At 71.8% G+C, this 14,427-nt stretch carries 10 protein-coding genes; 9 read left to right on the forward strand and 1 reads right to left on the reverse strand.

Annotated elements, in window-relative coordinates:
• The first annotated feature begins 406 nt into the window (after nt 1-406).
• From ABZ576_RS14465 to ABZ576_RS14505, 9 genes are all read left to right on the forward strand, one after another.
• Entirely contained in the window at nt 407-4,240 is a 3,834-nt protein-coding gene (locus ABZ576_RS14465) for a nitrate- and nitrite sensing domain-containing protein (protein WP_360739813.1), read from the forward strand.
• A gap of 9 nt (nt 4,241-4,249) precedes the next feature.
• The gene (locus tag ABZ576_RS14470) at nt 4,250-4,663 is read left to right on the forward strand and encodes a roadblock/LC7 domain-containing protein (RefSeq protein ID WP_030346561.1); all 414 of its coding nucleotides are present in this window, start codon (nt 4,250-4,252) and stop codon (nt 4,661-4,663) included.
• A gap of 109 nt (nt 4,664-4,772) precedes the next feature.
• Nucleotides 4,773-5,171 carry a DUF742 domain-containing protein gene (locus ABZ576_RS14475; RefSeq protein ID WP_009190816.1) on the forward strand — a complete coding sequence of 133 codons (399 nt, stop codon included), beginning with the start codon at nt 4,773-4,775 and terminating at the stop codon, nt 5,169-5,171.
• Nucleotides 5,152-5,727, forward strand: coding sequence for an ATP/GTP-binding protein (locus ABZ576_RS14480; RefSeq protein ID WP_133930189.1), 576 nt, complete (start codon nt 5,152-5,154; stop codon nt 5,725-5,727). The genes ABZ576_RS14475 and ABZ576_RS14480 overlap by 20 nt, the downstream gene beginning before the upstream one ends.
• Nucleotides 5,728-6,115: 388 nt before the next feature.
• Entirely contained in the window at nt 6,116-9,331 is a 3,216-nt protein-coding gene (locus tag ABZ576_RS14485; protein WP_360739815.1) for a nitrate- and nitrite sensing domain-containing protein, read from the forward strand.
• 10 nt (nt 9,332-9,341) lie between these two features.
• Entirely contained in the window at nt 9,342-9,755 is a 414-nt protein-coding gene (locus tag ABZ576_RS14490; protein WP_004983065.1) for a roadblock/LC7 domain-containing protein, read from the forward strand.
• 94 nt (nt 9,756-9,849) lie between these two features.
• Nucleotides 9,850-10,419, forward strand: a complete 570-nt coding sequence (locus ABZ576_RS14495) for a DUF742 domain-containing protein (RefSeq protein WP_360739816.1) — start codon at nt 9,850-9,852, stop codon at nt 10,417-10,419.
• Nucleotides 10,400-10,981, forward strand: coding sequence for an ATP/GTP-binding protein (locus ABZ576_RS14500; protein WP_190191055.1), 582 nt, complete (start codon nt 10,400-10,402; stop codon nt 10,979-10,981). Before ABZ576_RS14495 ends, ABZ576_RS14500 begins: the two co-directional genes overlap by 20 nt.
• 99 nt (nt 10,982-11,080) lie before the next feature.
• Nucleotides 11,081-14,167, forward strand: coding sequence for an NACHT domain-containing protein (locus tag ABZ576_RS14505; protein ID WP_360739817.1), 3,087 nt, complete (start codon nt 11,081-11,083; stop codon nt 14,165-14,167).
• Nucleotides 14,168-14,226: 59 nt separating this feature from the next.
• Here the strand turns inward: ABZ576_RS14505 and ABZ576_RS14510 are convergent, their stop codons facing one another.
• A complete protein-coding gene (locus tag ABZ576_RS14510) occupies nt 14,227-14,421 on the reverse strand; it encodes an acyl-CoA carboxylase subunit epsilon (protein WP_360739819.1) in 195 nt (64 codons plus the stop codon).
• Nucleotides 14,422-14,427 lie beyond the last annotated feature (6 nt).

Raw genomic sequence — 14,427 nt, forward strand, 5'->3', positions numbered from 1 at the left:
CAATCCGCCCCAACGAAACGGACATTGACCCCCTGAAGCCACCATTCCGCTCCTGATCATGGCGACTGGGACACCGGGCACTCAGCGGCGACTCGCAGGGATGTGTCCGTTATGAACGGAATTCGGCTCCACGGCTGGTTACTTACCCCTCACGGGCTGTCACGGAGGTCACAGCTCGACCCACTGCCCTTGTTGGAGATCCTGCACTGTGCTGGAATTCCACGGACCGCCGCGGGATCGAGCCGGCGCGCAGGGCGCAACAGCGCCGAGCGGCGGCGGGACAGGGGGGAACCAGCGCCGGTCACTCAGATCACCCGGGGGGCGTGTTCAGGACGCTCCCCACAACGCCGACACCGTGTCCCTCCGTTCGCGCGGAGGGGCGCCTGGTCCAGAGGTTGCGACGCTAGTGCAGGGACGTTTCAAGAGGGATGGCAGCGCTTCGGCGGAGCCGGAGCCGCACGGCGGGACTGGCCCCATGGCCGTCAGCTCCTCGCCCCAGCACGCCCAGAACCCGGGTCAGGCCAAGGACGGCGGTGAGCGCTCCGGGCGCTCCGGTACGTCGGCCGCGTCGTCCGCCCCGACGGGGCCGTCGGGAGGCCCCACCCCGACGGTGAAGCCCGTCCAGGGCCCGCCCGGCACCGGCTCGCGCCTGGCCCTGCGCAACTGGCGCATCTCCACGCGCCTGGTGTCGCTGCTCGCCCTGCCCGTGGTCGCGGCCACCTCGCTGGGTGCGCTGCGTATCGACCAGTCCATGGACGACATCCAGCAGCTCGACAACATGAAGCTGCTGACGGAGATGACCAAGCAGGCCACCGAGCTGGCCGCGGCGCTCCAGGAGGAGCGCGACCAGTCCGCCGGCCCCCTGGCACAGGGCGGCCTGAAGGCGACCGACTACCAGATCAAGGGCTACCAGCAGAAGACCGACCGGGCTCGCGAGCACTTCCTCGACTCCTCCGAGGAGATCGACGCGGCGAGCAAGAACGGCAACCTCCAGGGCGTCCGCGACGCCCTGGTCGGTCTCGCCAACCAGCTGGACGACCTGGCCAAGATCCGGCAGAAGGCCTACACCTCCAAGGACAACGCGACCCAGACGGTCGAGTCCTACCACCGGCTCATCACCCAGCTGATCGGCCTCTCGCAGGACATGGCCGAGGCGTCCAGCAACCCGGAGATGATCTCCCGCACGCGCGCCCTGGCGGCCTTCTCCACCGCCAAGGAGTACGCCTCCGTCCAGCGCGCCATGATCGCGGCCGCGCTGCCCGCGACCACCGACTCCAAGGGCGACCTCTCCGAGAACGACCGCCTCTACGGCCAGTCGGCGTACGAGAGCGAAGGCTCCGAGCTGGCGATCTTCCGGAAGATCTACGCCAACGAGAACGCCGAGGAACTGCTCAAGCCGATCGACGAGGGCAACCCGACGATCGAGTCCGCCGACACCTACGCCAAGCGCTCCTTCGAGTCCCCCGACGGCCTCCAGCAGCTGCCGGCGCGGTCGTACAAGGACTGGGTGGACGACAGCTCGACCAAGATCGAGCAGATGAAGAAGATCGAGCACACGCTGCTCGAGGAGATGGAACAGAAGGCCCGCGAGCTGAAGAGCGCCACCCAGCGTGACGCGATCATCTCCGGTGCGCTGATCCTCATCGTGCTCGGCGTCTCGCTGGTCGGCGCCTTCGTCGTCGCCCGGTCCATGATCCGCTCGCTGCGCAGGCTCCAGGAGACGGCCACCAAGGTCGCCCAGGACCGGCTGCCCGAGCTGGTCAAGCAGCTGTCGGAGTCGGACCCGCAGGACGTCGACACCTCCGTGGAGTCGGTCGGTGTGCACTCCCGGGACGAGATCGGCCAGGTGGCCGCGGCCTTCGACGACGTGCACCGCGAGGCGGTCCGCCTCGCCGCCGAGCAGGCCCTGCTGCGGGGCAACGTCAACGCGATGTTCACCAACCTCTCGCGCCGCTCCCAGGGTCTGATCCAGCGCCAGCTGTCGCTGATCTCCGAGCTGGAGTCCCGCGAGGCCGACCCGGACCAGCTGTCCTCGCTGTTCAAGCTCGACCACCTCGCCACCCGCATGCGCCGTAACGGCGAGAACCTCCTCGTCCTCGCGGGCGAGGAGCCCGGCCGCCGCTGGACCCGTCCGGTCCCGCTGGTCGACGTGCTCCGCGCCGCCGCGTCCGAGGTGGAGCAGTACGAGCGCATCGAGCTGGCCTCCGTGCCGACCACCGAGGTGGCCGGCCGCGTGGTCAACGACCTCGTGCACCTGCTCGCCGAGCTGCTGGAGAACGCCACCTCGTTCTCCTCCCCGCAGACCAAGGTCAAGGTCACCGGTCACGCGCTGCCCGACGGCCGCGTGCTGATCGAGATCCACGACACCGGTATCGGCCTCTCCCCCGAGGACCTCGCGGCGATCAACGAGCGGCTCGCCTCGCCGCCCACCGTGGACGTCTCCGTCTCCCGCCGCATGGGCCTCTTCGTGGTCGGCCGGCTGTCCCAGCGGCACGGCATCCGCATCCAGCTGCGCCCGTCCGACTCGGGCGGCACCACCGCGCTGGTCATGCTCCCCGTCGACGTCGCCCAGGGCGGCAAGAAGCCCACGGGCAAGCCCGGTGCGCCGATGGCGACCGGCGGTCCGGCCGCCGCGCAGGCCGCGGCCGGTGCGGCGGCGGCCCGGCGGCAGACCGGCAACAACGGCGGTGCCCCGGCCGGCGGCGGTCTGCTCGGTGGTCCCGGCCCGCGCGGCCAGGGCGGCTCCGCCCAGGGTCCCCGGGCCGCGCTGCCCGGCGCGGGCCAGGGCGGCCGTCCCGGTGCGCCGGGTGGTGCGCGGGGTCCGCAGGGCGGTCCCGGTGCTCCCGGTGGCCAGCAGCAGGGCCGGCCGGTGCCCGCCGGTGCTGGCGGCTTCGGCGGTCAGGCGCCCGGCGCCCCGCAGGGTCTCCAGGCCGCGAACCCGGCCGGACAGCAGCAGGACCTCTTCGGCGGCGGCCGTGGCAGGAAGCGCTCCGGCGCCCCCGCCGAGTCCGGCCGCCACGCCGAGTCCGGCCGCCACGCCCAGCTGCCGCCGCGCGGCGGCGCGCGGGCCGAGCTGCCCGGCGGTGCCCCGCAGTCCCGCACCCCGGACTGGGCCGACGCCCAGGCCCCGCTGACGCGCCCCTCGCCGGACACCCCGCGCGGCCACGACGAGCAGGACCCGGCGCAGACCGGGCGGATGCCGCGGGTGGACGACCGGCAGGGTCCGGGCTCGACCGCGGAGATACCCCGGATCGACGCCCAGGGTCCGGCCGCGACGGGCGAGTTCCCGCGTCCCGAGCTGCCCGGCGCGGGCGGTCCCGCGCACACCACGGGCCAGTTCGCGCGTCCCGACGACTTCTCGCAGACCGGCCAGTACGCGCGCCCCGACAGCGCGCAGCACACCGGCCAGTACGCGCGCCCCGACGCCGCCCAGGAGCCCGGCCGCTTCGACGCCCCCGGCGCCGCGCAGGGCACCGGCAACTTCGTCCGCCCCGACGTGTTCGGCACCTCGGCGCCCGCCGGTCAGGACAACGGCGGGCAGCACACGGGCCAGTTCCCGGCCCCGCAGGCGTACGACGGCGGCTACGACAACGGGTCCACCGGACAGCACGCGCTGCCGGGCCGGCAGAACCCCGGCCACACCGGGCAGTTCGAGCGTCCGCAGCCGGCCGGCCGCGACGACTTCGGCGCCCCGCGCCAGGCGGCCCCGCAGCAGCGTCCGGTCCCCCAGGACCCGCAGCAGCAGTACCCGGCCCGCCACGAGCCGGAGGCGCTGCCGCCGGCCGGCAACCCGGGTGACGGCCGCACCCCGCTGTACGACACGCTGGAGACCAACTGGTTCCACGGTCAGCAGCAGGGCGGTCAGCAGCAGGAGAGCCCGGCCGCGCCGCGGCAGCCGCAGCAGCAGGCGCCCGCGCCGGCTCCGCAGCGGTCCGCGTCGAGCACCGGCTCCTGGCGCACCTCGCCGAACGACGAACTCGTCCGGCAGGCAGAGCGCGTCCGGCAGCCCGCCGCGGGTGGGATCACCACCTCCGGCCTGCCGCGCCGGGTACCCCGGGCGAACCTCGTCCCGGGCACCGCCCAGCAGCAACAGCACCAAGCCGGTCCGCAGGTCTCGCGTGCGCCTGACGACGTACGCGGACGGCTGACCAATCTCCGTCGGGGCATCGCTCAGGGCCGTCAGGCCGGCAGCGGCCAGACCGGCAGCTTCCCGAGCCCCACTCACCAGCAGGAGCGTTAGTTGAGTCCGATGAGCCAGGCGGCACAGAACCTGAACTGGTTGATCACCAACTTCGTGGACAACACCCCAGGGGTGTCCCACACGGTGGTGGTCTCCGCCGACGGCCTTCTGCTGGCGATGTCCGAAGGTTTTCCGCGGGACCGCGCCGACCAGCTGGCGGCCGTCGCGTCCGGGCTGACCTCCCTCACGGCCGGGGCATCCCGGATCTTCGAGGGCGGCACCGTGGCGCAGACGGTCGTCGAGATGGAGCGCGGCTTTCTCTTCCTGATGTCCATCTCGGACGGGTCGTCCCTCGCGGTACTGGCCCACCCCGATGCGGACATCGGTCTCGTCGGCTACGAGATGGCACTGCTCGTCGACCGCGCTGGGGCGGTACTCACCCCGGACCTGCGCGCCGAACTCCAGGGAAGTCTGCTTCACTGACCTCGCCCGGCACCACCCACCTCACGAAAACACCGTCCGGCCGCCACAATCCCCCCACCGGCCCCGTCAGACGGCACGACACCGACTTGCTGTCCCGCCCGGAGGATTCATGACCCCGCCCACCGCCCATCATGATCCGTACGCGGAGCCGTACGGGGACGAGGGCGACCAGCCGCTGGTACGTCCGTACGCGATGACCGGTGGCCGGACGCGGCCGCGGTATCAGCTCGCCATCGAGGCGCTGATCAGCACGACGGCCGACCCGGCAGCGCTCATGGGACTCCTCCCGGAGCACCAGCGCATCTGCCACCTGTGCCGCGAGGTGAAGTCGGTGGCGGAGGTCTCCGCGCTGCTGGCCATGCCGCTCGGGGTGGCCCGGATCCTGGTCGCCGACCTCGCCGAGGCCGGCCTGGTCGCCATCCACCAGCCGGGTGGCGACGAGAACAACGGCGGCGCTCCGGATGTGACGCTGCTCGAAAGGGTGCTCAGTGGACTTCGCAAGCTCTGACGCGGGTCGGGCCACCACCTCCGCGAAGATCGTGGTGGCGGGCGGCTTCGGCGTGGGCAAGACCACGTTCGTCGGCGCCGTCTCGGAGATCAACCCGCTGCGCACAGAGGCCGTCATGACGTCCGCTTCGGCCGGCATCGACGACCTCACCCACACCGGGGACAAGACGACCACGACGGTCGCCATGGACTTCGGCCGCATCACGCTCGACCAGGACCTGATCCTGTACCTGTTCGGTACGCCGGGCCAGGACCGCTTCTGGTTCATGTGGGACGACCTGGTCCGCGGTGCCATCGGCGCGGTGGTGCTCGTGGACACCCGGCGCCTGGCGGACTGCTTCCCGGCCGTGGACTACTTCGAGAACAGCGGGCTGCCGTTCGTCGTCGCGCTCAACGGCTTCGACGGCCAGCAGCCCTACGCCCCCGAGGAAGTGCGGGAGGCGCTGCAGATCGGCCCGGACACGCCGATCATCACGACCGACGCCCGGCACCGCGCCGATGCGAAGAGTGCGCTGATCACGCTGGTGGAGCACGCTCTGATGGCACGGCTGCGGTAGCACTCAAGTGCGACGGGTCGTACGGCAGTTGCCGTAAGGGGTTCGGAGCCGGCTGTGGCCTTTGACACGGTCGGCTCCGGTGTTCATAACAGTTCGGCAGAGGAATCGCCCGGCATCACCACGCGACGCGGTCGCGCGGTGCCGCTATGCGCACGAACGCCCCGCCTTTTGGCGGGGCTCGTTCTTTATGACCGTTTTATCTCGCGTTTACAAAGGCCCCGCCACCGGGCTTCCACTGTTTGGAAGTGCGCTGGTCCACGTGCTGGAATGCCTGAACTGCCCAATGGTCGAAGACGTACTGAGTGCGTACTGAGTGGTCGATGACGAACCGGGCTCTGAGAGACTGCGGCACGACGAAGGTGCCGACCGCCGAGAGGTTGTTGGTCGAGTGAGGCGAAGCAAGAACGGTCCCGAGCCGTCGGCGCGGGGCAACTTCACCCCGCCGCCGCGCGCTGCGGCGCCCACCCCCGTGCCCGGTGCGGATCCGGCGGCCGCTCCCGCGTCCAGCGGCGGCCGCTTCTCCCCGCGGAACTGGCGGGTGCCCACCCGTCTGAACGCGATCCTCCTCATACCCGTGGCGGTCGGCCTGGTCATGGGCGGCTTCCAGGTGAAGAGCTCGATCGACACCTGGCAGCAGGCCCGCGACGCCGAGAACACCGCCCGCCTCGTGCGCGCCGCGCTCGCCTACGCCGACGCCCTGGAGAACGAGCGTGACGTCACCGCCGCTCCGCTGCTGCTGAAGAAGCAGGACACGACCGGCAAGCAGACCGTCGACAACGCCCGCAAGGCCACCGACCAGGCCGCCGCCGCCTTCGACGAGGCGACGAAGAGCATGCCGGGCGAGGCGGGCCTGGAACGCCGGCTCAAGCTGTTCCACGAGGCCGAGCCGAAGCTGGTGCAGCTGCGGCAGGCGGCCTACACCTCCAAGATGACCGGCGTGCAGACGGAGGAGGGCTACGTCGCGATCGCCCACCCCCTGATGGAGTTCGCCAACGAGCTCGGCCTGGGCACCGGAAACATCACCTCCTACGGCCGTACCGTCTACGCCATCTCGCTGACCAAGGCGGCGCTCTCGCTGGAGCGGTCGATCGGCATGCACCTGCTGGTCAAGCCCGGTCCGGACGCCCCGAACCTGGCCACCCAGCGGGTCTCCCTCTCCTCGTACGCCTACCTCGAGCGGATCGCCGTCGAGGAGTACAAGGGTGGTGGCACCGAGGCCGACGCGCAGAAGCTGGACGACGCCAAGGAGAAGATCAAGACGGACGGCGCCGCCCTGGTCGAGCAGGCCAAGGCGCGTAATCCGCAGTACGTCGCTCCGCCGTCCGGCGAGTCCGACATGGTCACGGCCCTCGCCACCATGAAGGACACCAGCGCGCTCACGCGTCAGGCGCTGGCCGCCAAGGGCATCACCGCCGACAACTGGTTCGCGTTCAACACGCTCAAGTACAAGGCCTACCGCCAGATCGAGTCGGACATGGCCGACAAGGCGGTGAACGAGGCGTCCGACATCGCCGACGACGCCAAGACCGCCGCCTTCATCACCGGTGCCGTGGTCGTCATCGCCCTGCTGGCCGCGTTCCTCCTGGCCGGTCTGGTGGCCCGCCAGATGAGCCGCTCGATGCGCCAGCTGCGCAACGCCGCCTTCAACATCGCCGAGCAGCGGCTGCCGATGCTGGTCGACCAGCTCTCCCGCACCGACCCCGGCCGGGTCGACACCCGGGTCGCCCCGATCCCGATCACCACCAAGGACGAGATCGGCGAGGTCGCCCGCGCCTTCGACCAGGTCCACCGCGAGGCGGTCCGGCTCGCCTCCGAGCAGGCGCTGCTCCGGGGCAACATCAACGCGATCTTCACCAACCTCTCGCGCCGCAACCAGTCGCTGATCGAGGGCCAGCTGACCCTGATCACCGACCTGGAGAACAACGAGGCCGACCCGGACCAGCTGGAGAACCTCTTCAAGCTGGACCACCTGGCCACGCGTATGCGCCGCAACGGCGAGAACCTCCTGGTCCTCGCGGGCGAGGAGCCCGGCCGCCGCTGGGACCAGCCGGTCCCGCTGATCGACGTGCTGCGCGCCGCCTCCTCCGAGGTGGAGCAGTACGAGCGCATCGAGCTGTCCGGCGTCCCGGAGGCCGAGATCCACGGCCGCGCGGTCACCGACCTCGTGCACCTGCTGGCCGAGCTGCTGGAGAACGCCACCACGTTCTCCTCCCCGCAGACCAAGGTCCGCGTCACCGCGACCCGTCTGCCCGACGGCCGCATCATGGTCGAGATCCACGACAAGGGCATCGGCCTGACGGCCGAGGACTTCGCGGACATCAACCACAAGCTGGCCAACCCGCCGACCGTGGACGCCGCGATCTCCCAGCGCATGGGCCTGTTCGTGGTCGGCCGACTGTCCGACCGGCACGGCATCCGGGTCCAGCTGCGCCCCTCGGGCGAGCAGGCCGGTACGACCTCCCTGGTCATGCTGCCGGACGCGATCACGCACGGCGGTGGCGGCGAGTCCCTGGAGCGCGAGGAGTTCACGGTCTCGCAGATCATCCCGGAGCAGCAGTTCCAGGGTGAGAGCTTCGCCCCGGTGGAGCCGGTGCGCACCGCCGCCGAGCTCGGCTTCGACGACAGCCGGTACACCGAGGTCCCCGACGACCTCCGCGACCTGGACCCCGTCGGCCGTTCGCTGATGCGCGAGGGGCGCCGCGCCGCCCTGGAGGCCCAGAGCCACGGGCAGCACCCGGGCGACCCGCAGCAGGAGGCCGCCGAGGCCCCCGCCGGGTACCGCGACCCGTTCACCGGGCAGCAGACGTACCAGGAGCAGCAGCAGGCGTACGACGAGCAGCCGCAGCAGGCGTACGAGGCGCCGGCGTACGAGGAGCAGCAGCACACCTCGTACGAGCAGCCGTACGAGGAGCAGTACTACGCGCCCGTCGCCGAGCCGCGGCACGGTGACGGCTTCTCCCCCGACGGCGGCTACCCGGAGCACCAGGCCCCGTACGCGGAGCCCGCCCAGGCACCGTCCTACCAGGACGACTGGCCCCAGCAGGACGGCTACCAGAACGGCTACCCGGCCCAGTACGCTCCGGAGGCGGAGTCGACGCAGGCCGCTGACGCGAGTGAGCGGAACCGCGTAGGCTTCGACCGTCCGGACACGGCCTCTGCCGCCGACCACGCGCTGACCGACGCCGGGCTGCCCCGCCGCGGATCCGTCGCGAGCGGCTCCCACGGCGCCGGCCCGGCGAACGGTACGGCGCGCGTGCAGCGGGAAGCGCCGGCTTCCGCCCAGGGCGACGCGCCGGGGGCGGGTGGCGACGGCGACTGGCGCTCGGCGAACGACGAGCGGTGGCAGCAGGCCGCACAGCTCCGGAAGCCCAAGGCAGGCGGGGTCACCGCCTCCGGCCTGCCGCGGCGGGTGCCCAAGGCCAACCTGGTCGAGGGTTCCGCCGAAACCACCCCCCAGGGAGGCCCACAGGTCTCCCGCGCCCCGGAGGACGTCCGGGGCAGGCTGAGCAACCTGCGTCGGGGCGTCCAGCGCGGACGCAGCGCAGGCAGTGAAACGAACGGCCAGGGCTTCGGTCCTGACAGCACCTACAACCAGGAGCGTTAGTGTGAGCCCGATGAGCCAGGCGGCACAGAACCTGAACTGGTTGATCACCAACTTCGTGGACAACACCCCGGGGGTGTCCCACACGGTGGTGGTCTCCGCCGACGGACTCCTTCTGGCGATGTCCGAAGGCTTCCCCCGCGACCGCGCCGACCAGCTCGCGGCCGTCGCCTCCGGTCTGACCTCGCTGACCGCCGGTGCCTCGCGCATCTTCGAGGGCGGCAGCGTGAACCAGACGGTTGTGGAGATGGAGCGGGGATTCCTCTTCATCATGTCCATCTCCGACGGTTCGTCCCTCGCGGTCCTGGCCCACCCGGAGGCGGACATCGGCCTCATCGGGTACGAGATGGCGCTTCTGGTGGACCGCGCGGGCACGGTCCTGACCCCGGATCTCCGTGCGGAGCTCCAGGGAAGCCTTCTCAACTAGTAATCGGACGGTGCGTATTCGTGTCCCGGGGCCGTAAGGTTTCGGGACGCGGCTCCACAGTGATGGGTGCCCGGCGCAGTCGGAGGAGGAGAAAGTGGCAACACCCCCAGGCGGTCCGTCTTCGGGTAACTGGTCGTACGGCCCTGCCCAGGGTCAGGGCGACGGTTCGGCGAACCGGTACAACTTCCCCTCCGCCCCCAGCCACCGGCAGCCGTACGCACCGCAGGGACCCGGTCCGTCGCCGTACGACCAGCCCGCGGCGCCGCGTATCCAGCCGGTCCAGCCGCAGCGCCGCCCCGAGCCGGCCCCCGCTTCGGCGGCCAACAACCCCTTGGTGCGTCCGTACGCCATGACCGGCGGCCGGACCCGCCCGCGCTACCAGCTCGCCATCGAGGCACTGGTGCACACCACCGCCGCTCCGCACCAGATGCAGGGCCAGCTGCCCGAGCATCAGCGGATCTGCAACCTGTGCCGGGAGATCAAGTCGGTGGCCGAGATCTCGGCCCTGCTGACGATCCCCCTCGGCGTGGCCAGGATCCTCGTCGCCGACTTGGCGGAGGCGGGCCTGGTCGCCATCCATCAGCCCGGCGGCGACGAGAACGCCGGTGGCCAGCCAGACGTGACACTGCTCGAAAGGGTGCTCAGTGGACTTCGCAAGCTCTAGCGGCGGTCCTTCCCGCTCCACCACCTCCGCGAAGATCGTGGTGGCGGGCGGCTTCGGCGTGGGCAAGACCACGTTCGTCGGCGCCGTCTCGGAGATCAACCCGCTGCGCACAGAGGCCGTCATGACGTCCGCTTCGGCCGGCATCGACGACCTCACCCACACCGGAGACAAGACCACCACCACGGTGGCCATGGACTTCGGCCGTATCACCCTCGACCAGGACCTGATCCTCTACCTGTTCGGTACGCCGGGCCAGGACCGCTTCTGGTTCATGTGGGACGACCTGGTGCGCGGCGCGATCGGCGCCATCGTGCTGGTCGACACGAGGAGGCTCGCCGACTGCTTCCCCGCCGTCGACTACTTCGAGAACAGCGGACTGCCGTTCGTCATCGCCCTCAACGGCTTCGACGGCAACCAGCCGTACACGCCCGACGAGGTCCGCGAAGCGCTCCAGATCGGTCCCGACACCCCGATCATCACGACGGACGCCCGGCACCGCGCGGACGCCAAGAGCGCGCTGATCACGCTCGTGGAGCACGCCCTGATGGCGCGCCTGCGGTAGCCGACCCCCACGTGACGAGGGGCCCTTCCCACCCGGAGAGGGCCCCTTTGTCGTACCCCGCTGCCACACTGGACCCGTACGGATGCGAGGGGGCGGACGATGGGTGCCGAGGCGGCGGCATTACGACTGGGGACGACCGTGGCGCAGGCCGCGGCCCGGATGTGGCTCGGGGGCAGGCGGCGCGAGCAGGAACGCCGGATGGACATGTCCGGTCTGATCCGGCTGCGGGTGTCGGGGCTGCGGTTCCAGCGGGGCGTGCAGCGGCAGTTCGAGGAGATCGCGGACGCGGTGTACGACCGCCTGGCGCCGTTCCTGGAGCGGGAGTTCCCCGGGCTGGAGGAGAGCGGCAGGCGGGCCGTGATCGACGGGGTGTGCGACACCTTCGCGGCGGCCGACCTGTCGGACGGGGCGGTGCTGGCGGCGGACGTGAACCCGGCGGAGATCGTGCGCCGGGTGACGGGTTCCGTACGGCCGCCGGTGGGCCTCGGCGAGGCGGAGAGCCGGCTGTACGAGGTGCTGTTCGCGGAGTGCGTGGAGTACTACGTCCGGATCGTGCGGGGGCTGCCGGTCTTCGAGGAGCGGGCGCTGGGCGAACTCCTCAGCCGTACGACGTCGTTGGGCGCGCAGATCGCCCGCGTGCTGGAGCGGCTCCCGGACAGGTCGCTGTTCGCGCCGGAGGGCACGGACCGGGACGAGGACTTCCGGCGCCGCTATCTGGAGCTGGTCAGCAACACCCTGGACGAGGTGGAGCTGTTCCGGCGCACTTCGGACCGGGCGGGGGCGCAGGTGCGGCTGTCCGTCGCCTATGTGAGCCTGCGGGCCACGGGCGACGACGGCGGCCGGCGCCGCCGGGCCCGCTCCCTGCCGGTGCTGCGGCCCGACATGAGCGACTGGGAGGAGCCCGGCGACAACGCGGGGATGCGCGTCGAGGCGGCGCTGGGCGACGCCTCGCGGGTGCTGCTGCGGGGCGAGGCCGGTTCGGGCAAGACGACGCTGCTGCGCTGGCTGGCGGTGACGGCGGCGCGCGGTGCCTTCACCGGTGAGCTCGCCTCCTGGAACGGCCTGACCCCGATCTTCGTGAAGCTGCGCGAGTACAGCGGGCGGACCCTGCCGGTGCCCGAGGCCCTGCTCGACTCGGTGGCCGGCCAGATCACCGGTGTCATGCCGAAGGCGTGGGTGGAGCGCAGGCTCGCCGACGGCGACGCCCTGCTGCTGATCGACGGTGTGGACGAGCTGCTGGACGGCGAGCGGCGGGCCGTGCGGGACTGGCTGCGCAAGTTGCTGGCCGCCTACGGCGATGTGCGGGTCGTCGTGACCTCGCGCCCCGCCGCCGCGCGTGCGGACTGGCTGCGCCGCGAGAAGTTCACCGCGCTGCACCTGGACCGGATGACCCCGCCCGACCTGGCGGCGTTCGTGCGGCAGTGGCACCAGGCGGTCCGGGAGCTGGGCGAGGACCTGCCCTGCACGCTGGAGGAACTCCCGCGCTACGAGCAGTCGTTGCTGACGAGCCTGAAGGACCGGCCGCACCTCCAGTCCCTGGCGGGCACGCCGCTGCTGGCGGCGATGCTGTGCGCGATGCACCTCAACCGGGGCAGCCAGCTGCCCCGGGACCGGATGGAGTTGTACCGCAACGCCCTGCACACGCTGGTCCACGAGCGGGACGCGGACCGGAACGTGCCGAGCGCGGTGGACAGCCGGCTCGGTCTGAACGACAAGCTGGTGCTGCTGCGGGACCTGGCCTGGCGGTTGTCGGACAACAACCGCAGTGAGATCCCGCTGGAGCAGGCGGCCGTGCACGTGGGGAAGAAGCTCGCCGGGATGCGGCACCTGGACGAACAGGACGGCGGCAAGGTGCTGGAGCAGCTGCGGGACCGCTCGGGCCTCCTCCGCTCCCCCGCCGAGAACCGCCTGGACTTCGTCCACCGGACCTTCCAGGAGTACCTGGCCGCCGAGGAGGCCACGGAGGAGGACCGCGTCGGCAACCTGGTCGGGCGGGCCCACCTGGACCTGTGGCGCGAGACCATCGTCATGGCGGCGGGCCACGGGAACCGCCCGCAGCGGGAGGAGCTGCTGGGCGGCATCCTGGACCGGGCGCGGGAGGAACCCCGGTACGGCAGGAAGCTGCGGCTGCTGGCGGCGGCCTGCCAGGAGACGGTCCCGGAGGTCTCCGGCGCGCTGGCGGGGCGGCTGGAGGAGGCGGTGTCCGCGCTGCTGCCCCCGCGCCGGCAGACGGATCCGCCCGCGCTGGCGGCGGTCGGCACGAGTCTGCTGCGCAGGCTGCCGCGGTCGCTGGAGGAACTGTCGTCGAAGGCGGCGGTGCAGACGGTGCGGACGGTGGCGCTGATCGGCGGGGAACAGGCCCTGCGTGTGCTGGAGGGGTACGCGCGGGATGGCCGGCGGGACGTGGTGGCCGCCCTGATCGACGCGTGGGCGTACTTCGACGCGGACGCTTACGCCGATCGGGTGATGGGCGGTCTGCCGCTGGAACAGCATGCGGTGGTCATCACGCACTCGGCGCAGCTGCGGGCAGCCGTGCGGCTGAGGTCGCTGGCGTCGCTGTGGATCAAGTGCACCGTGCGGGACCTGTCCGTCCTCGGCGAACTCCCGCCCCTTCAGGGACTGACCTGCGGTGTGCGGGGCACGGCCGACCTGTCCGTGCTGGAGAGGCACCCCGAGCTCAGGGAGCTCCAGCTGATCGGGGAGGCGTCCGTCCGGCATCCGGAGGCGCTGGCGGAACTGCCGGCGCTCTACGTCCTCCAGCTGCCGCTCGCCGGCCCGGACGGCATCCGGGGCCTCCCCGTCCTGCACGCGCTCACCCTGCTGGCCCTCTCGGGTGTGACGGAGAAGGCCAGCCTGGACCTGCTCGCCTCGTGCGGTGGCGTCGAGGACCTCTACCTCGTCGGCGCCGAGCGCACCCGGCTTCCCGATCTCGGCCCGCTGTCCCTGCTGCCGTCGCTGAGCGGTCTGACCCTCTACCACGCCGACGCGCGCGATCTTCCCGGACGGCTGGCGCCGGTCTGCCCGGAGCTGTCCGGCCTGGGGCTGTACAGCTCCCTGGTGCCGGACCGGCTGGAGGACCTGCGGGCACTGCCCCGACTGCGCTGGCTGGAGCTGCACAGCTGTGAAACCCCCGGCGGCCCCGTCACCGCGCCGGATCTGCCCGGCGTCACCGTCACTCTCGTGTGAACACACCGCGGCCCCGCCCTCCCGGAGGAGCGGCGGGGCCGTGGTGCGGCGCGCATGCCTCAGTGCCAGCTGTGCGGCGCCCGGAAGCCGCCTTCGCGTTCCAGGCGGCGCCAGCCCGCCTTGGCGCGGCCTCGGCGGGGCTCGGCCGTGGGCGCCGGGCGGGCGGCGGCGCGGGCCATGAGGACGGCCGTGATGGCCGCGACTTCCTCGGGCTCGGCGTGGCCCTTCTCGACGCGGATGTCAGGAGTGCTCATGGGTGT

Origin of the sequence: Streptomyces sp. NPDC013455 (assembly GCF_040632975.1) — a bacterium.
Classification (GTDB): Bacteria; Actinomycetota; Actinomycetes; order Streptomycetales; family Streptomycetaceae; genus Streptomyces.

Bases quoted from the DNA above. Each gene is read 5' to 3' on its own strand.
- ABZ576_RS14470 (WP_030346561.1), top strand. From the start codon at position 4,250: ATGAGCCAGGCGGCACAGAACCTGAACTGGTTGATCACCAACTTCGTG.
- ABZ576_RS14490 (WP_004983065.1), top strand. From the start codon at position 9,342: ATGAGCCAGGCGGCACAGAACCTGAACTGGTTGATCACCAACTTCGTG.
- ABZ576_RS14505 (WP_360739817.1), top strand. From the start codon at position 11,081: ATGGGTGCCGAGGCGGCGGCATTACGACTGGGGACGACCGTGGCGCAG.
- ABZ576_RS14510 (WP_360739819.1), bottom strand. From the start codon at position 14,421: ATGAGCACTCCTGACATCCGCGTCGAGAAGGGCCACGCCGAGCCCGAG.
- ABZ576_RS14475 (WP_009190816.1), top strand. From the start codon at position 4,773: ATGACCCCGCCCACCGCCCATCATGATCCGTACGCGGAGCCGTACGGG.